This window comes from Fervidobacterium pennivorans DSM 9078, from assembly GCF_000235405.2.
Taxonomy (GTDB): Bacteria; Thermotogota; Thermotogae; order Thermotogales; family Fervidobacteriaceae; genus Fervidobacterium; species Fervidobacterium pennivorans.
The window spans coordinates 993,369-1,010,821 of sequence record NC_017095.1 but is presented as its reverse complement, the minus strand read 5'-3'; the positions used below and the strand labels follow the sequence as shown (position 1 = coordinate 1,010,821).

Annotated in this window: 18 protein-coding genes; 10 read left to right on the top strand and 8 right to left on the bottom strand. The window is 38.4% G+C overall.

Going from position 1 to position 17,453, the window contains the following annotated elements:
- Window positions 1–88: 88 nt before the first annotated feature.
- The 7 genes from FERPE_RS04695 to FERPE_RS04665 all read right to left on the bottom strand — a co-directional run bounded on the left by FERPE_RS04695 (window position 89) and on the right by FERPE_RS04665 (window position 7,132).
- The gene (locus FERPE_RS04695) at window positions 89–1,690 is read right to left on the bottom strand and encodes a radical SAM protein (RefSeq protein WP_014451506.1); all 1,602 of its coding nucleotides are present in this window, start codon (window positions 1,688–1,690) and stop codon (window positions 89–91) included.
- Entirely contained in the window at window positions 1,671–2,384 is a 714-nt protein-coding gene (locus FERPE_RS04690) for a hypothetical protein (protein WP_155804105.1), read from the bottom strand. Before FERPE_RS04690 ends, FERPE_RS04695 begins: the two co-directional genes overlap by 20 nt.
- A gap of 66 nt (window positions 2,385–2,450) precedes the next feature.
- A complete protein-coding gene (locus FERPE_RS04685; RefSeq protein WP_014451504.1) occupies window positions 2,451–2,846 on the bottom strand; it encodes a hypothetical protein in 396 nt (131 codons plus the stop codon).
- Window positions 2,827–3,501 (bottom strand): RNA polymerase sigma factor, encoded by a 675-nt coding sequence (locus FERPE_RS04680; RefSeq protein ID WP_372589595.1) that lies wholly within the window; start codon window positions 3,499–3,501, stop codon window positions 2,827–2,829. The genes FERPE_RS04685 and FERPE_RS04680 overlap by 20 nt, the downstream gene beginning before the upstream one ends.
- On the bottom strand, window positions 3,458–4,309 hold the full coding sequence (locus FERPE_RS04675) for a DUF72 domain-containing protein (RefSeq protein WP_014451502.1): 852 nt from the start codon (window positions 4,307–4,309) through the stop codon (window positions 3,458–3,460). Before FERPE_RS04675 ends, FERPE_RS04680 begins: the two co-directional genes overlap by 44 nt.
- The gene (locus tag FERPE_RS04670; RefSeq protein ID WP_014451501.1) at window positions 4,306–6,252 is read right to left on the bottom strand and encodes an ATP-dependent helicase; all 1,947 of its coding nucleotides are present in this window, start codon (window positions 6,250–6,252) and stop codon (window positions 4,306–4,308) included. Before FERPE_RS04670 ends, FERPE_RS04675 begins: the two co-directional genes overlap by 4 nt.
- Window positions 6,253–6,280: 28 nt before the next feature.
- Window positions 6,281–7,132 (bottom strand): PHP domain-containing protein, encoded by an 852-nt coding sequence (locus tag FERPE_RS04665; protein ID WP_014451500.1) that lies wholly within the window; start codon window positions 7,130–7,132, stop codon window positions 6,281–6,283.
- A 137-nt stretch (window positions 7,133–7,269) separates the two neighbouring features.
- On the opposite strand from FERPE_RS04665, the gene FERPE_RS04660 reads away from it, so the two are divergent.
- The 10 genes from FERPE_RS04660 to FERPE_RS04615 all read left to right on the top strand — a co-directional run bounded on the left by FERPE_RS04660 (window position 7,270) and on the right by FERPE_RS04615 (window position 16,939).
- On the top strand, window positions 7,270–7,812 hold the full coding sequence (locus tag FERPE_RS04660) for an HD domain-containing protein (protein ID WP_014451499.1): 543 nt from the start codon (window positions 7,270–7,272) through the stop codon (window positions 7,810–7,812).
- A gap of 37 nt (window positions 7,813–7,849) precedes the next feature.
- The gene (locus tag FERPE_RS04655; protein WP_014451498.1) at window positions 7,850–8,260 is read left to right on the top strand and encodes a hypothetical protein; all 411 of its coding nucleotides are present in this window, start codon (window positions 7,850–7,852) and stop codon (window positions 8,258–8,260) included.
- Window positions 8,257–10,188: a threonine--tRNA ligase gene (gene thrS / locus FERPE_RS04650; protein WP_014451497.1), complete on the top strand. Its 1,932-nt coding sequence runs from the start codon at window positions 8,257–8,259 to the stop codon at window positions 10,186–10,188. The genes FERPE_RS04655 and thrS overlap by 4 nt, the downstream gene beginning before the upstream one ends.
- Window positions 10,189–10,219: 31 nt before the next feature.
- The gene (locus FERPE_RS04645; protein ID WP_014451496.1) at window positions 10,220–11,032 is read left to right on the top strand and encodes an HD-GYP domain-containing protein; all 813 of its coding nucleotides are present in this window, start codon (window positions 10,220–10,222) and stop codon (window positions 11,030–11,032) included.
- 100 nt (window positions 11,033–11,132) lie between these two features.
- Complete coding sequence (locus FERPE_RS04640) at window positions 11,133–11,618, top strand: NfeD family protein (RefSeq protein ID WP_014451495.1); 486 nt, start codon at window positions 11,133–11,135, stop codon at window positions 11,616–11,618.
- A 31-nt stretch (window positions 11,619–11,649) separates the two neighbouring features.
- Window positions 11,650–12,588: an SPFH domain-containing protein gene (locus FERPE_RS04635; RefSeq protein WP_014451494.1), complete on the top strand. Its 939-nt coding sequence runs from the start codon at window positions 11,650–11,652 to the stop codon at window positions 12,586–12,588.
- The gene (locus tag FERPE_RS04630; RefSeq protein WP_014451493.1) at window positions 12,585–13,076 is read left to right on the top strand and encodes a hypothetical protein; all 492 of its coding nucleotides are present in this window, start codon (window positions 12,585–12,587) and stop codon (window positions 13,074–13,076) included. The genes FERPE_RS04635 and FERPE_RS04630 overlap by 4 nt, the downstream gene beginning before the upstream one ends.
- Window positions 13,077–13,112: 36 nt before the next feature.
- Complete coding sequence (locus FERPE_RS04625) at window positions 13,113–14,309, top strand: aminopeptidase (protein ID WP_014451492.1); 1,197 nt, start codon at window positions 13,113–13,115, stop codon at window positions 14,307–14,309.
- 98 nt (window positions 14,310–14,407) lie between these two features.
- Window positions 14,408–15,619, top strand: coding sequence for a 2,3-bisphosphoglycerate-independent phosphoglycerate mutase (locus tag FERPE_RS04620; RefSeq protein WP_014451491.1), 1,212 nt, complete (start codon window positions 14,408–14,410; stop codon window positions 15,617–15,619).
- A 42-nt stretch (window positions 15,620–15,661) separates the two neighbouring features.
- Window positions 15,662–16,939 (top strand): ComEC/Rec2 family competence protein, encoded by a 1,278-nt coding sequence (locus tag FERPE_RS04615; protein ID WP_014451490.1) that lies wholly within the window; start codon window positions 15,662–15,664, stop codon window positions 16,937–16,939.
- A gap of 46 nt (window positions 16,940–16,985) precedes the next feature.
- On the opposite strand, the gene FERPE_RS04610 is transcribed toward FERPE_RS04615, so the two are convergent.
- Window positions 16,986–17,426 carry a Fur family transcriptional regulator gene (locus tag FERPE_RS04610; protein ID WP_014451489.1) on the bottom strand — a complete coding sequence of 147 codons (441 nt, stop codon included), beginning with the start codon at window positions 17,424–17,426 and terminating at the stop codon, window positions 16,986–16,988.
- Window positions 17,427–17,453: the final 27 nt, after the last annotated feature.

Sequence of the window (17,453 nt, the reverse complement as noted above, 5' to 3'; positions counted from 1 at the left end):
TTCTCAATCTTGACAACAAAAACCCTTGAGATGTTTAGTTGTATTTAATGGTTTTGGAATAATGGTACACATTTTGTAAAATGACAACTCAGTTGTTTGGAAAATGCTTTTGTAAAAATTCCAAAGTTTGAACATCCAGTGTAGAAAAATCTCCCGCCTTTATTCTGTCTGCGTTTTTGGAACCAATACCAGGTATTGATGTTAATTCTTCAAAAGTCAATTCAGATAGAGAAACTCTTCTAACCCCCGTTAATGACCTGTGACCATGTCCTACCACAACAATATCTGAAGGTGTATCGAAATCAGCGGGGACACCTATCAAAATAGGGTATGTACCGAGCGGTCTTCCAAACGTGACTTTGCCTTCCTTAAATTCCGGAATGACATTTTCTACAACACACCCAGTAGGAAATACCCTTTTGAGCATGGGTGTGTCCACGTTATTTCTAATAAGATATTTGTAGTGTTCGAAAAGTTGTTTGTTTACCTTTAGTGTTTTCCTTTTAGAGAGGTAATATATAGGAGTACCTGGGAAAATTATTAACTGGCGAAGGTTTATTCTTCTTAGTAACAATCCATCTTCAAGATATTCCAGCAGTTTTTTGTAGTTTATTTCATAAGTTTTCTTTGTCTCACCAAACAGGCCAAATATCAGATTTATTCCTGGAAGTAATTTTGGAATACCATTCTTATCTCTAATTCCTCCGATTTCATTGACAATTTTCACAGCAATATCGATGTCTTCAACTTCACCATCAATGTTGTTCTTTTTTCTAACAATGGGATCAAAACTCTCCACACCAAATGATAAGATGTCTCCTGCAGTGTTGTACTTAACAATGGTTTCAACGATCCTTGCCGAATGAGGAAGATTACGAGAGATGTAGGCAGGATTTGCGTTGTCTGTATGTAAAACCCTAATCTCAGGACACGCTTTTCTAATACCGGAGTAGAGTTCTTCAACAGCTAAGGGGTTTATTAAACCTGCATTCCAATCACTACCAAAAGCAATTATGTTTGCACTCCTTCCAAGTCTAAATGCACGAACACCATGTTTGTACAATTCAGTTATTTCATCAACAATATCTTGAACAGGTCGAGAGAAAAATCTTTTGTGCAATAAGGGTTCCGTACAAAACGTACAGTACGTTCTGCGTTCACAACCTAGTGATACTTCTACTTCGGCAATGATATTAGGAAACCTCGGATGCTGGACTACAATTGCGGCTCCTGTCTGAGAGGCTATTCTTATCGCCTTTGTATAGTTTTCTGAAAGTGTTTCAGAAATCCACTTTCCGATGTCATCAACAAATTCTTCGGCTTTGATATTTGATGTTTCTCTTGCAACTTTTCCGCCAGATGATGCAAACGCCCTTGCAATAGCTCCCATCAATATTCTGTAAGAGGAATTTGAATTGGTAAATACCCTATTGACTTCTTCAGGTGTTATGGGTGTTCCTCCTATATACTTCCCTGGTACAGTAGTGCCACCAATTATAACGACGTAGTCGTAACGAGAAAATGCGTGCCAAAGGTCCCTGGCACGCACATTGTCTATCGTATAATAGTCTACTTCGTATCCCTTTAGCCAAAATGCTCCTGCAACGTATCTAATGTAGGTACTTATGTAAGGTGGAACACCTAAAACTGCTGGTTCGTCAACGTAACCATCAATAATTGCGCAACGCATTCTTAATCTCCTTTGCAACTTTTTCAGATGCTCTAATCAGCTTTACATAATAGCTACCAACTTTAAATTCTCCAGCCAATTTATTGATTTCTAACTCGAGAACTTTTCCTTCTTTGTCATAACCAGAGATTCTTATAAAGTCCTTCCCTTCTGATGTAGTTGCCCAAAGGAAAAACTTTGAAAGGGAATACAGCTCTTCGGGGAGTGGGGTGTCATCCACGAGTTTGTATTTACCAATCAAGCTCTTTATATCGAACTGCTTTGGAAACTTATTTATGTACATAGTCGTTGTTACATCTGCAACCTTTCGAACAACGCGCATTATTTCACCGGACACCACGAAAATTTCCAAGGAAAAAAACTCTTCGACAAATCTGTACACGCCATCTTTTGATATGTCCAATTTCTTGGATTTTATGTACTCGTAGGCAATATCTGAAAGATCCTTAATTTGGAAAGTACGCACCAGGACTTTTGAATCACCTACGTAATACTTATCCTTCAGTTTTACCCAAACAAAAGATTCAGGGCTTGAAACAATAACGACTTTATAATCTCCGCTTTCGTAAACTTCCTCAGAGCGCATAAATGTCCCAGCTTTGCTAGTTTCATACACCATACGAACGTAGTATCCATCAGAGTAAGCAACCGTGGAAAAAGAAATTAGAAAACTAAAGGTAAAAGCGAAAAGCAAACAACTCCTCTTTAGTTTATTTTCATTCACTCTGGCCTCACCTTACTTTCGGAAAAGATTCGAATATTACCAGTCACCATCGCTCGCTATAGCTGTATACCTCAGAGTTTTGAAAAGCAGATCGTTCATGTTGTTCTCATACATATTCTGAATGTTTGTTAATGTTTTAGAATTCGAAGAGATGAGTTTTTGGTTTTCAATTGTTTGCTGGAATGAAGAAAAATTTTGTTTGATTCTAAAAGGTTGTACACTTTCAAATTTTGTGAACAATATTATAAATGCAATAGTAATCACGATGCTCATTTTAAAAAACACTCTTTTCAGCTTGCTTCTCTTTATCTTTCGAATAATCTTTTCTTCCATCAATGGACCAGGTTTGTAGGAATATTCCTTAGCGATAAATTTTGCAACAAGACTGAACTCGCCTATGTGTGTAAAGTTTTCATGGTTCTCCCTGTTCATCGCCTAATGCCTCCCTTAAAAGCTCTCTCAACTGTTTTTTCACATAATGTAACCTACTCTTTATTGTTCCCTCTGGTTTATCAAGTATTTTCCCGATTTCTGCGTAAGTTAAGCCCTCAACTTCCTTCATATACAAAATAGCCCTATCTTCAGGATTCAATTTAGCCAAAGCTTCATTCAATTTTTGCATAATTTCCTCGTTTGACAAGGTTTTTTTAATATCATCTTCAGAACTGACCTGACTGTGGTATTCACTGAACTCTTCGTCATCCGTTGATTGTTCAAAATCAGTCAGTATACTTCTGTGCTTTAGCTTCTTATATAGGTTGTTACATACGTTTATTGTTATTTTGTATATCCATGTTGCTAACTTGGAGTCGCCACGGAATTTTTTGACGCCTTTATAAACTCGAAGAAAAACTTCTTGGATTACATCGTCAATATCATCTGAACCTAAGAAACTTTTAACCAAAGCACCTATTTTCGGAGCGTAGGTTCTATACAGATATCTGTAGGCTTCTTCATCACCCTTTGCCAAGGCTCTTATTAAATTTTTCTCATCGTTCCAATTATTTTGACCATTGAGTTTTTCAAATCGTTCAATACCCAAATTATCCTTGATCTCGGAAGATTTTGAAGATTCCAACTTTCTCACCACCTACAAGAGTTCTAAACACTAAAGCGTTTTTCAAAGCTTGTCCACAGTAGCAGTTATTGAAGAAAACAAAACGCTTTGTTGACGGTAATGAAAAAAGTTCGCTAGCAATCTCTCCTAGCTCAGATTCCGAGTAATTGTAATCATAACGCGTTTTTTCGTCAGCAGTAAACCACTTCGGATTTCGACCATGCAAACGGATATACGTAGAATCTTCTTTTGCATTGTACTCAGTATTAAAAGGATACAAACCAGGCAATTTCGGAAGGTCAACGATAACTATGTGGAGATAAGGACTGAATTCTTTCAGCAAAAGCCAAACATCATCCCTTTTTACCCACGTCGAGTTTCTAAACTCTATGAAAAGTTCAATTTCCTCGCTTGTTATTTCCTCAGCAATCTTCTTCAAAAACTCAACATGTTCACAGGAGTATTTAAACACATACGGAAATTGTGCAAGGTAACCTATCATTTTGCCTTCCTGCTTGATAACAATTGTGTTCTTTATAAAATCCACGATGTTTTCTATCTTTCCGTCGTGTGTTATAGAACTATGGAGTTTTATTGCGAATTTGAAACCTGGAGGCGACTTTCTCAATAAAGATACTATGGTTCTATATGAGGGCATCTGGTAGAATGTGTAGTTTAACTCCACTGCGTTGAACCCATAATTCTGCCAATAGTAATTAAACATCTCGCTGGATTTAATATAATCAGGATACACTGTTCCAACCCAGTCACTGAACGAAAAACCACTTGTTCCGATAAACCAGGTGACACGTTTTTCTTTTTCCTCCATTTTCTTCATCTGACCCTCCAATATTCAACTAAGTAAGGAGGTATATCCTCAACAAAGTCACGTTCAATTTTTCCTGTCCTAAAGTAGTCACTTCGGGAAAAAACGGAATGAGTTATATAAAGCATATCTTTGGCTCTGGTTATTGCAACATAAAACAGCCTTTCTTCTTCGTCAAGTGAACCATCTTTCAGAGCCAAAAAGTGTGGAAAATCACCGGGATTGACACCTATGACAAAGACTATCTTCCACTCTAACCCCTTCGCTTGATGGACTGTTGTCAATGTAACCTTCCCGCCTTCATCTTCGTTTCTATCAAGTTCAGCCTCTCTGGCCTCAGATATTATTAACTCGCTTAAGAATTCCTCTGTAGAGCTGTAGAATGATGCCATTTCAATAAGTCTTTCAATATCTTCTTCCCTGTCTCGAAAATCTTGGTAGTGGTGTTCGAGAATGCTTTGATAGAAACCTTCATAGAAATTTCTTATCTGCTCACTTGGACCTTTACCAAGTGAGTTGTAGATAACGTTTTTCAGCGCATCTATATTAGCACTTTTAACATTAAGACTTAGGAATCGTCCTATAGGATCTTCTGTTGAGGTTATTTCATTCGCAATTTTTTCAGCTTTTACGTCTCCTACGTTTTCAAGCATTTTCAAGATTCTCATCCATGAAATAACCTCGTAAGGATTTTCCAAAATCTTCAAAAATGCTATAACATCCTTTGCATGAGCAGTTTCCGTAAATCTGAGACCTGAGAGTAGTTTGAAAGGGATGTTATTTTTTGAAAGTTCCAGCTGTAATTCCAATGAATGAGAATGTGCTCTGTAGATTACTGCTATGTCACTGTAGTTTGCACCATCGTTCACATGTTCGATAATTCTTTGGGCAACAAATCGCGCTTCGTCAAAATGGTCATAAGTATTAACAACTACGGGTTTTTGGGAACTGTAACGAACTGCCCTTAACTTTTTTGGCACCGATGACCTTGGTATCATCGAATTCACCAGCTCAACTATTTTGTCAGTGCTTCTGTAGTTGGTTTGTATTTTAAACACATTAGCTCCATCCATGATTTCTCTAACGTTTTCAAAACGTGCTCCTCTGAATGAGTATATACTTTGCGCATCGTCGGCTACGACAAAGAGATTGTTGTGTACTTGACTCAAAAGCTGGACTATTTTCAGCTGCAAGATGTTCGTATCTTGAAATTCATCAACCAAAATCCATTTGAACTGAGAAGAAATATGTTCGCGCACACCAGGTTTTTCTTCAAGAAGAATAAGCATCTTAAGTAACAAATCGTCGTAATCTAAGACGTTTTGTTTTTCTTTTTCAATGGCATACTCCTTATATATATTTTCAATCACATCAATGACGTTTACCCATCTTTTTGCACGTTTAACTATGACTTCGTAGGGAGTTTGAAGGGTGTTGTTCATAAAAGAATAGAGTGAGTAAAGCTCGTTTGGAGTTGGAAGTGCTTTACTCATTTGCTTTGAGGTTACAAAACGACTTCTGACCAACTTCATCAAATCTATGGAATCATCCTCATCAAGGATTGTAAAGTTTGGTTTGAGACCTATGCTTGAACCATAACGTCTGAGTAACACATTACACACATGGTGAAATGTTCCTGCGAGCATTCCAGTAAGTTCTCTTTTAGCTACTTTCTGTGCTCGTTCTATCATCTCTCTTGCTGCAGCTCGAGTGAATGTAACCAAGAGTATCTCTGAAGGTTTTACTCCGTTTCCGAGAAGGTATGCGATTTTGTATGTAATTACACGTGTCTTTCCGCTACCTGGACCTGCTATGACGACACTCTTACCAAAAGAGTTTAAAACTGCATTCCTTTGCTCAGGATCGAGCTCGTTCATTATCTCGCTGATTATTTTCTCAGTTGTCTCATTCTTATTTTCTAACTTGTATTCTTTAACTTCTTTGTCTTGATTCATCATCACACCACCAAATATATATTTATTTTCAGAACAATTTGGATAAGAACTTACCGACGTGTCTATAAGGGACGTTCATTCCAAGCTTTATATTGGGTCTGTTATCTCCATGGAAGTCACTTCCTGCGGTAACCACCAAATTGTACTTTTCCGCGATTCTTAATAATTCTTCAACTTGACCGGGCAAATGTGTTGAATAATACGCCTCCACTCCGTCCAAACCTTTTGAGACCAAATACTTAATCAAATCCTCAAGAGTTTCGATGTCCTGAGTTATAGGGTAAGGTTTACCATCGTGGAGCGCTTGGTAGGGATGTGCCAGTATGGCGATACCACCTGATTCTTTTATCAGTTCGATAGCTTCCTCTGGTTTCAGTCTCTTTTTCTCAACAAAAAATAATCCCCCATCTTTTAGATATTTTTGGAACGCCTCGTCCATGCTCTGCACGTATCCTTTTTCCACCATCAGACGAGCAAAGTGAGGTCTACCAATTGCTTTGCCCTTTGCCACTTTTTTTAGTTCTTCCATTGTAACTTTGAATCCATGTTGATTCATCTTTTCAAGAATTAGTTCGTTTCTTTTGTTGCGATATTCGATTAAATCATTTAATACTTTTTCCACTTTTTCTGAATTTTCAAAGTTGTAACCTAGGATATGCAGGCTATCGGTTGGATATTCCGCGCTGATTTCCACTCCTCGAATAAGTAACAACTTTGGGTCTTTGTAAACGGTGTCATCGATTTGATGGAACCCGGTTACTGTATCATGGTCAGTTATTGCCAGCACCTCTAGTCCTATCAGCTTTGCCTTTTCCACAAGTTCCATGGGCTTCAAAGTGCCATCTGATGCTGTTGTATGTGTGTGAAGATCCAAAACCAAGACAATCCCTCCAGATCAGTTTACTATCTCTTTTTCAAATTTCACGTTTTATTATACCACGTTTTGTGGTATACTTAATTAAAGATACCTACACAACAGATAAAATTTGAGAACACTTTTGTAATGGAGGGATTGCTTTGAAAAGAGAAGAAGCACTGGAGTTGCTTAAAACCCACGTATCTAACAAAAACTTGATCAACCACTGTTTGGCTTGTGAAGCCATTATGAGGCGTCTGGCTCGCCATTTTGGACAAGATGAAGAAACATGGGGACTTGCAGGTTTGCTCCACGACCTTGATTATGATTATACAAAAGATAAACCAGAAGAACATGGTTTTAAAAGTGTTGAGATTCTTGGTGATTCCGTAAGCAAGGAAATAAAAGATGCTATTCTTGCACATTGTGAAAAGAAAGCACCGGAAACTCTTATGGAAAAAGCACTTTATGCGGTTGACCCAACAAGTGGTTTCATAGTAGCTGCTGCGTTGATAAGACCTGAAAAGAAGCTCGCCTTTGTTGACGTTCCATTTCTGCTAAACAGGTTTAAAGAAAAAGGATTCGCAAGAGGTGCAAATAGGGACCAGATGAAATCTTGCGAGAGTATCGGGCTGACATTGGAAGAATTTTACTCTCTTGCGTTAGAAGCCATGAAAGAAATAGCCGAGCAGATAGGACTGTAAAGTTTTGGCTTCCATTTTAAAGTGTTGAGGTGCTAGTATGGAATTTACACTGTGGGTCGTTTCCATTGTTTCGGTTTTTGTTGATAATGTTTTCAAAGAATACTTCACACTTGTGCCGTTATATTTTCTTCTTGAATCTCTTCCAGAAATTGATGAGAGAAGCTTAAGGTTGAAAGTAATAAGACTGTTTTTGTTTTCTCTTTTTTACCAAAGTTTTTCATACCAGAGACTGTCGATTATTTGGGTTATCCTAACACTCATCATTATTGTGATAGAATTATATAGAGATACATTTTATTATCCATGGAGCGCATCTTTACTACAGGCGGTTTTATTCTTGCTTCCATACTACTTTTTTGAACCATTTGCTTTACTTTACGGTTTTCTCATAAATTGCGCTTTATTTGTTTACATATACAAAAAACTCGAGTTTGGAGGTGCCCGATGATTATGCAAGTGAGATTACCTGATGGGAGTATAAAAATCTACGATGGACCTGTAACACCGGGTCAAATAGCGAGAGAAATTTCCGAGGGGCTATGGAGAAATGCCGTGGGAGCTTTGGTCAACGGTCAGTTGTGGGATTTGGAACGACCTATTGACTTCGATTGCGAGTTGAAAATAGTAAAGCTAGAAGACCCAGAAGCAGCAGAAATTTACAGACATACGATGTCACATATAATGGCCCAAGCTGTTATGAGAATTTACGGTGCTGACAAGGTTAAACTTGGTATTGGCCCAACTATTGAAAATGGGTTTTACTATGATTTTGACATTCAAGACGCAAAAATAACGGAAGAAGACTTAGCAAAGATAGAAGAAGAGATGAAGAAAATAATCAAAGAGGACTTGAAAATAGAAAGATTCGAGCTACCAAAAGCGGAAGCGATAGAGTTAATGAAGCAAAGAGGACAAGTTTATAAAGTAGAGCTTATAGAAGAAATTCCTGATGAAAAGGTGAGTTTTTACAAACAAGGTGAATTCGTTGACCTTTGTCGTGGCCCGCATCTACCAAGCACTGGCAAGGTGAAGCACTTTAAGTTACTTTCTGTTTCTGGTGCTTATTGGCGAGGTAATGAAAAAAATCCTATGCTCCAAAGAATCTACGGCACAGCCTTTGCTAAAAAGGAAGACCTTGAGAACTACCTGAAAATGCTTGAGGAAGCAAAGAAGAGAGATCACAGAAAACTCGGGCCTCAACTTGAATTGTTCTTTATAAATACAGATGTTGCAGCAGGTATGCCGATATTTTTACCGTACGGTATGACAGTACTTTTGGAGCTTATGAATCTTTCGAGGAAGTTGCACAAAAAATACGGTTACAAAGAAGTGGGGACTCCTTTAATAATGCATGAAAAACTGTGGCGTCAAAGTGGGCACTGGGACCATTACAAGAACAATATGTATTTCACAGAAAAAGAAGAAGTCACCTATGCTGTGAAACCAATGAACTGTCCTGGTCACATACTCATTTACAAAAACAAACCTGTTTCATATAAAGACCTTCCAATCAGATTGTTTGAATTTGGCAGAGTTCACAGATACGAACGTGGCGGGGTTTTGCACGGACTATTGAGAGTAAGGACGTTCACACAAGATGATGCACATATATTCTGTAGAGAAGACCAGGTCGTGGCAGAGGTCACCAATGTTGTTAAATTCATTGACGAACTCTACAGCATTTTTGGTTTCACATACCGTGCGACACTCAGCACAATGCCCGAAGACCACATGGGTGATGAGGCGACGTGGGAAAAAGCTACACAAGCGCTTAGGAACGCTTTGGAAGAAACGAAGGTTCCGTATGTTGTTGCGGAAGGTGAGGGTGCATTTTACGGTCCGAAGATTGACTTCCACGTTAAAGATGTGATTGGCAGAGAATGGCAGTGTGCAACTATCCAGGTAGATTTCCAAATGCCTGAACGCTTCGATATCACATACAAGGATGCCGATGGAACAGAGAAAAGACCAGTCATGATTCATAGAGCACTGTACGGTTCCCTTGAAAGATTTTTCGGTATTCTTATTGAACATTACGCAGGTGCATTCCCGACATGGCTTGCACCGGTTCAGGTTGTTGTGCTACCTGTTTCGGAAAAGTATGTTGATTACGCAAAGGAACTATCAGAAAAGTTTGACAAGTACGGCATAAGGGTAGAACTTGATGACCGTAACGAGACTCTTGGATATAGAATAAGGGAAAACCAAATTAGGAAAGTGCCGTATATGATAATCGTTGGTGAAAAAGAGAAAGAATCTGGAAAAATCTCGGTTAGGACACGTGATGGAAAAGACATCCACGATGTGGACGTCGAAGAATTCATAACAAAGATTTCGGAGGAAATAAATTCCAGAAGTATATCTCTGACTTATTAGTTTGAGCTATCAGCAAAGAGGTGGTGGAAATTTGTTACCGGACGAACTTGTAAAACTTTTCAAAGAGGCATTTGGCAAAGAACCAATATGTGAGGATCCAAGTAAGGGAATTTGTATATCGAAAGAGAACGGTTACATAGTCATAAGAGAAAATGGAAAAGTGATAGCACAATTTGAAGATAACGAACCTGATTATGGTTTCATTCTGCAATACTATGCGAAAAAAGCAGGTTTGTTTGCCCCCCAAGACAAATACATAGAAGAACTCTTGAGGTCACTTTTTGTCAACATAATCGTCTTAACAGAGGTAGAAGACAAGAATGGATTTTCCCATTCTCAACGGGTTGCCAAGCTAGCTGAAGAATTTGCGCGGTATCTTGGCTGGGATGAATCAAATATCCAAGAACTTAGAAATCACGCATTTTTACATGACGTGGGTAAAATAGCCATTGAACAACTGATGCTTTATTCGCCAACACGATTAAGAACATTTGAAGCTCACTACGAGGATCACCCGACGATGGGAACTATTTACCTAACAATACACGAAAGCCTATGGAAATATATCCCAACCGTCAGACATCACCATGAACGATGGGATGGAAAAGGATTTCCGGATAAACTGAAAGGTGAAGAAATACCATACTTTGCAAGAATAATCGCTATATTGGATTACTACGACGAAGTGACGAATTTCGTATCAGCTGATTGGGACAGTGAAATTAAAACTCCACAGCAAGCTCTAAAGGAAATAAAAAGTCTAGCAGGAACATTCTTTGACCCCACAATTGTCGAGCAATTTGTAAATTTTATGAGGGACGTTTACAACATAAATGTCCAGTAATGTTTAGTTATTAGCCATTGTTGGAAAAGATTAAGGTAGGTTGTAACATTGTGTATTGGTTTTTGTAGCTTTTCCAACGTGGCTTCTAAGGGGGGATTTTATGATTTCACCGGTAGCGTTTTGGATTATCTTGGGCGTTTTACTAATGGTTTTAGAGATATTCACACCAACATTTTTCGTATTCTGGTTTGGCCTTGGCAGCTTAGCAGCTGCCATTGTTGCCTACTTTTACGAGAACACTATCTTTGAGCTTCTTACATTTATAGTGGTGTCGGGTATACTAGTTTTGTCCACAAGAAAACTTGCCAAGAAAATAACAGGCGAAGAAGTAAGAAGTATCAATGTTGATGAAATCATTGGAAAAGAAGCAATAGTTATAGAACAAATTGATAATAAGTTGGGAAAAGGCGTAGTCAAGGTAAGCGGTGATATGTGGCGAGCTGTATCTGTTGATGATGATGTAGTAATACAAAGCGGAGAAAAGGTGATAATCGAAAAAGTGGAAGGCGCTCATGTCGTTGTTCGCCCAGTCTTTAAACCGAAAGAGTTTGAGAATTTAAAGGAGAATAAGTCAGATAATTTATAGTATTTCCAAAACCAAAAAGGAGGGGAAAAACATGTATGTCGTGCTAATTGCAATTGCATTTTTACTTCTGATTATTGCAGCAACAGGAATCAGGATTGTAAGGCCATACGAGCGGGGGTTAATTGAAAGATTGGGAAAGTTCAAGAAAGAAGTTAAGTCTGGTCTGCACTTCATAGTTCCTTTCTTCGACAGGATGATCAAAGTTGACATGAGAGAACATGTAATAGACGTTCCTCCTCAGGAAGTTATTACAAAAGATAATGTTGTCGTAGTTGTTGATGCTGTGATATATTACGAGGTAACAGATGCGTTCAAGTCTGTTTACAATGTCAGTAATTTTGAGTTCGCCACTATCAAGCTTGCTCAGACGAATTTGAGAAATGTGATAGGTGAACTCGAACTTGACCAAACACTAACGTCAAGAGAGAGTATAAATACTAAGTTAAGAACAGTTCTCGATGAGGCGACCGATAAATGGGGTATAAGAATTACGCGTGTTGAAATTAAGAAAATCGACCCACCGAAAGACATTATGGAAGCAATGAGTAAGCAGATGAAGGCTGAGAGGACAAAGAGAGCAGCCATACTTGAAGCAGAAGGTATCAGACAATCCGAAATTCTCAAAGCTGAGGGAGAAAAACAAGCAGCGATTCTGAAAGCAGAAGGTGAGGCTGAGGCAATTAAAAGAGTTGCCGAGGCGAACAAATACCGACTTATAGCTGAAGCTGAAGGTCAGGCACTTGCTATAACAAGTGTGTTTAAAGCCATCCATGAGGGTAATCCAACAAATGATCTCATAGCAATAAAATATCTTGAAACGCTCAAGGAAGTTGCTAACGGTCAGGCAACTAAGATATTCCTACCTTTGGAAACATCATCTGTCCTTTCGTCGGTAGGAGCAATAGCTGAGCTATTTAAAGATGTTCAAACAAAGCAAGAAAAGCATTCGGAGGAAAATAAAGAGAAATGATTAAGACATTTTTAAACATAATCTTTGGCTCCCTGATAAGCACGCTTATCGGGAGCTTTTTTGCTGTAGTTATTTCTTTTGGTGTAATTTCTAAAAGACCACGATTTCGCTATCAAACTCTCTATTTTTTCAATGACATAATGACACTCGGGTTACTTACATTGCTTTGGTACTACGTTGACAACTTGATAATTGCCTTTGCACTCTTTGCAATGTTATCGACAGTGTTTCTAATATACAAATTGCTTGTAGGAGTTTATTCCATCGACAGGCGCTTCAGATTGCTCATACTATCTTTGGGCGCCAGCCATAACGAATATTCGCTCTTTATCTTTGAACGTAACCTCGGTAAGTTTTTCGCTAATCTGCTAAAATTTTACGTACTGTGTTTAATAGCTTTCTTAGTCTCTCTAACAAACTATGCCTCCGATATAGGCTTCTTTTCTTTGATTGTGGGACTAATTTTAACTTTATTTCAAGCGGACTAAGGTAAAACAGGACGATGAAAGGAGAAGTGTTACATTATGGATAAGAACTTGTTGGTAAACTATGCACAGGCTATCTTAAAAGTAGGTGTGAACCTTCAAAACGGCCAGAAGCTTATTGTGAATGCTTCAGTAGACCACAAGGATTTTGTTAGGATTCTTGTAGAACAAGCTTACGACCTAGGTGCAAAGGAAGTACTTGTTGTTTGGAACGACACGTATATAACAAGGCAGAAACTTTTGAAAGCTCCCGAAGATGTTATTACAAATGTGTACAACTGGGAAGTTGAAATGGCAAAAAGTTTTCTAGACGATGGCGCAGCTACCATTTCACTTGTAGGCTCCTATGCGGATTTACTCTCAGATGTTCCAGCAAATAGGATAGGAGCTGCTACTAAGGCAAGGCAGATAGCATTTAGGGAAATAATGGAAAGAACAATGATGAATAAAAACAGATGGTGTGTAGCAGGTGTGCCGAATCCAGAATGGGCTAAGAAAGTTTACGGAACAGAAGACATAACTCATTTATGGAAAGACATCCTCTTTATGGCAAGGATAGACGAATCAGGGTATGACAAACTCCTTGCTCATTTGGAGAGACTAAAAAATCGAAAAGATTATCTCAACAATATGAAATTTGAAGCTTTAAGGTACGAAGGACCTGGCACAGATTTGATTGTAAAGCTTCCAAAGAAACATCTTTGGTTGAGTGGTATAGAACATGACGTGAATGGTGTGCCATTCCTTCCGAATATTCCAACAGAAGAAGTTTTCACTGCGCCATCGAAATACGGAGTCAATGGAAAGGTATCCAGTAGTATGCCTCTTGTTTACCAGGGCAACGTAATCGACAATTTCTGGTTTGAGTTTAAGAATGGTAAGGTGGTTGATTTTGGTGCGGCGAAGGGAGAAGATGTGTTAAAGGAACTCATTAACACAGATGAAGGAGCATCCTACTTAGGCGAGGTTGCTCTTGTTGACATAACCTCCCCAATTTATCAACTCAATAGGATATTCTACAATACGTTGTACGATGAAAACGCTGCCTCACACTTTGCTTTGGGTAGAGCCTATCCAACATGCGTTGAAGATTTCAGCGGCGATCCAGAGAAAGATGGTATAAATATGAGTCTTACACATGTGGATTTTATGGTTGGAAATGATAAGATGAATGTGTACGGAATCAAAGATGGAAAGGAATATCTGTTAATGGAGAACGGACTTTGGAAAATTTAGTTATACACCATCTGGTATAATGTTCCTAATATGGTATAATTATATGTGAATAATATCACTAAGTTTCGCTATGAATTTTGTTGAAGGAGGTAGACTGTATGAATTTTGACAAACAGGAGTTTGTTCATGAATTAATCTCGCCGAATGCTTCTAAGATTGTTCTGCTTGTTATGGATGGTATCGGTGATTTACCGAACGAAGAAGGTGTAACACCACTTATGAAAGCGAACACACCAAATTTAGACAAGCTTGCTCAGCTCAGTGACCTAGGTCAGACTATACCTGTTATGCACGGGATAACACCGGGTAGTGGACCAGGACACCTTGGACTTTTCGGATATGATCCCATCAAATACCAAATTGGTCGGGGTATTCTCGAAGCGTTGGGAGAAGATATAGAAGTTGGAGAGCTTGACGTTGTCGCAAGGGGTAATTTCGCAACAATAGATGGTGACATAGTTGTAGACAGAAGAGCGGGTAGGCCATCAACAGAAGAGAGTGCTAAGGTTGTAGAAAAACTGAATGCTAACATAAAGGAAATCGAAGGCGTGAAAGTGACCTTCTATCCTGGTAAAGAACATAGATTTGTCTTAAAGCTTACAGGAGAGGGATTATCCGATAACATTGAAGACGCAGACCCACAAAAAGAAGGGAAACCTATAAAATATACGACAGCTCTTTCGCCAGAAGCTGAAAAGACAGCAAGAATTGTAAATAAACTTCTTGAAAAAATCAAAGAAGTGCTCAAAGATGAACCTAAGATGAACTTTGCACTCGTTAGGGGGTTCTCAAAGTATCCTAAGCTTCCACAGTTTCCGGAAGTTTACAAACTTAGAGCCGGTGCAATAGCGGTTTATCCAATGTACAAAGGTCTTGCAAAACTCGTTGGAATGACCATTATCCCAACAGGTCAAACTATCGAAGACGAGATAGAGACACTAAAGAAAGAGTGGAATAATTACGATTTCTTCTTTGTTCACATAAAGAAAACGGATTCCTACGGTGAAGACGGTAAGTTCGACGAAAAAGTTCACGTTATTGAAAATGTTGATAAAGTTATCCCTGAAATCCTCGCACTGAACCCTGATGTACTTGTTGTAACTGGTGACCACTCAACACCATGTGCGATGAAGGGGCATTCGTTCCATCCAGTTCCGATAATGTTCTTTGCTAAACACACAAGAAGAGGACTTTCAAAAGCGTTTAACGAATTTGAATGTGCAAGGGGAACAATTGGTACAATCCATGCAACTGATGTTATGAACTTAATACTAGCATACTCAGGTAGGTTAGAAAAGTTTGGTGCGTAATAGATATTCAAACTTAAGATAGTATTGGCTGGGGGGAAAGGGTTGGGGGAGAAGCCAAAAAACTATCTTGCGTCTTTTACTTCTTTTTATTACTTTGGTGGAGCAATTATCGGTGCGTTGGTGGGAACTCGTTTGAAGTTCCCACTTTTCTTTTTGGTTTTTCCCGTAGTTTTAGCCCTTTTTAAAAGACCAAAGCTTGGTTTATTTGTCCTTGTTTTGATGTTATCAAATATCATGTTTGTTAATAACCTCGAATTTCCAAGAAAAAACATAGAATTCGTAGGAACCGTGAAAATGGTCCAGAATGGTTCAAGTATTCTTCAGTTGTCATTTTTTGATGGCGAAAGGTGGTGTAAACTTGGTGTTGATGTTCTTGTATATAAGGAAGAACCTCTCGGCACAATAGTATACTTTGTCGGTGAGTTAAGAAAGAGAAGTTCCTATCCAATATATTATGCTAAGACTGATTATTATGCAACAGCAACCAATTACGAATCTTTCACCAGCTTGGTTTTTGCTCATTTTGTAAAGTTCAGAAAATTTACAACTTACGTTGATCCTTTTTATCAAAACTTATTCGGAAATTCTTCAAGAGATGAGAATTTTATCAAAAGTGGATTATTTCATATATTCTGCGTTTCAGGTATGCACGTATCTTTGCTTTATTTATTCACCTCATATGTTGTAGGAGTTTTGACTTACAGAAAATGGTTGAGGATAGTTCTTTCTCTGTTTTTGCCTACGGTTTTTGTGATTGGATCAGGGTTGGGGTTACCCTCATTGCGCGCATTGATAATGCTGTATGTTGCAGGATTACTAAGGTCTCTTGATTACAGGATAAATACCGTAAACATCGTTTCACTTGTCGGGACGGGCATGGTGTTGGCGAATCCGGAAATTGTGCTTTCGTTATCTTTTTATATGACCTTTTTTGCGACTATTGGCGTTTTAATTTCTGAAAATAATCTCTTGTCAAACATTGGAGGGTTTCTCGGAAGTGCTCCGTATGTTTCGATGATAAATCCGGTGAATCCTTTTTCCATAATAGCTACTATCTTAGTTTCAATACCAGTCCAGGTCCTATTGTTTGGACTAACGGTTAGTTATCTTCTCTTCACACTTAAATTGTATTACCTCAGTTCGCTTTTGCTTTATGCGTTAAAACCTTTTTCCTGGTTCATCGAGACGGTAGCTATCATGTTTGCTAAATTGCCATTGATACCCCAACATCCAGTAATCACTTTTGCATTTGCCACGTCCTTTATCATTTATATAGGCTTTGTATTTGAATCAAAAAAACAAAAGCAGGAGCTATCTTGAAAGACACTCCTGCTTTTAGTTTGATTAATTTTTTGGCTTTAGCTGCTCACTTCTTAGAGCATTTTGGGCATAACCCCCTGAACTTCAGGTCAATTTCTTCCACGATGTAACCTTTATTTTTCAAAAATTCCACGTACATACTCATTACTTTATCGGGAGAAAGCTCCCCCTTTAGTTCGTATATTCTGCCACAAGAATTGCAAATAAAATGTGAATGTTTTCCTTCCCTATCAACAAGTTCGTATCTGTATACTCCTTCTCCGAATTGCAACTTTCTCAGAAAACCGAGTTCGACCAGTAAATCTATAGTCCTGTAGACTGTTGCTTTGCTTACATTGAGCTTTTTGTTTAAAAGATATCTATAAACCTCCTCAGCACCCAAGTGTTCACTATTGGTTTCTACGAAGACTTTTAAAACTTGTTCTCGTTGTGGAGTCATCCTATATTTCCTATCTCTTAGCTCTTTTTTTAGATTGTCGACATGCATGTTATCGCCCCTTTATTCTACAAAATT

Excerpts from the sequence above, each read along its gene's own strand:
- FERPE_RS04695 (WP_014451506.1), bottom strand. The coding sequence starts at position 1,690 with ATGCGTTGCGCAATTATTGATGGTTACGTTGACGAACCAGCAGTTTTA.
- FERPE_RS04685 (WP_014451504.1), bottom strand. The coding sequence starts at position 2,846 with ATGAACAGGGAGAACCATGAAAACTTTACACACATAGGCGAGTTCAGT.
- FERPE_RS04675 (WP_014451502.1), bottom strand. The coding sequence starts at position 4,309 with ATGAAGAAAATGGAGGAAAAAGAAAAACGTGTCACCTGGTTTATCGGA.
- FERPE_RS04670 (WP_014451501.1), bottom strand. The coding sequence starts at position 6,252 with ATGAATCAAGACAAAGAAGTTAAAGAATACAAGTTAGAAAATAAGAAT.
- FERPE_RS04655 (WP_014451498.1), top strand. The coding sequence starts at position 7,850 with ATGGAATTTACACTGTGGGTCGTTTCCATTGTTTCGGTTTTTGTTGAT.
- thrS (WP_014451497.1), top strand. The coding sequence starts at position 8,257 with ATGATTATGCAAGTGAGATTACCTGATGGGAGTATAAAAATCTACGAT.
- FERPE_RS04640 (WP_014451495.1), top strand. The coding sequence starts at position 11,133 with ATGATTTCACCGGTAGCGTTTTGGATTATCTTGGGCGTTTTACTAATG.
- FERPE_RS04635 (WP_014451494.1), top strand. The coding sequence starts at position 11,650 with ATGTATGTCGTGCTAATTGCAATTGCATTTTTACTTCTGATTATTGCA.
- FERPE_RS04630 (WP_014451493.1), top strand. The coding sequence starts at position 12,585 with ATGATTAAGACATTTTTAAACATAATCTTTGGCTCCCTGATAAGCACG.
- FERPE_RS04625 (WP_014451492.1), top strand. The coding sequence starts at position 13,113 with ATGGATAAGAACTTGTTGGTAAACTATGCACAGGCTATCTTAAAAGTA.
- FERPE_RS04620 (WP_014451491.1), top strand. The coding sequence starts at position 14,408 with ATGAATTTTGACAAACAGGAGTTTGTTCATGAATTAATCTCGCCGAAT.
- FERPE_RS04610 (WP_014451489.1), bottom strand. The coding sequence starts at position 17,426 with ATGCATGTCGACAATCTAAAAAAAGAGCTAAGAGATAGGAAATATAGG.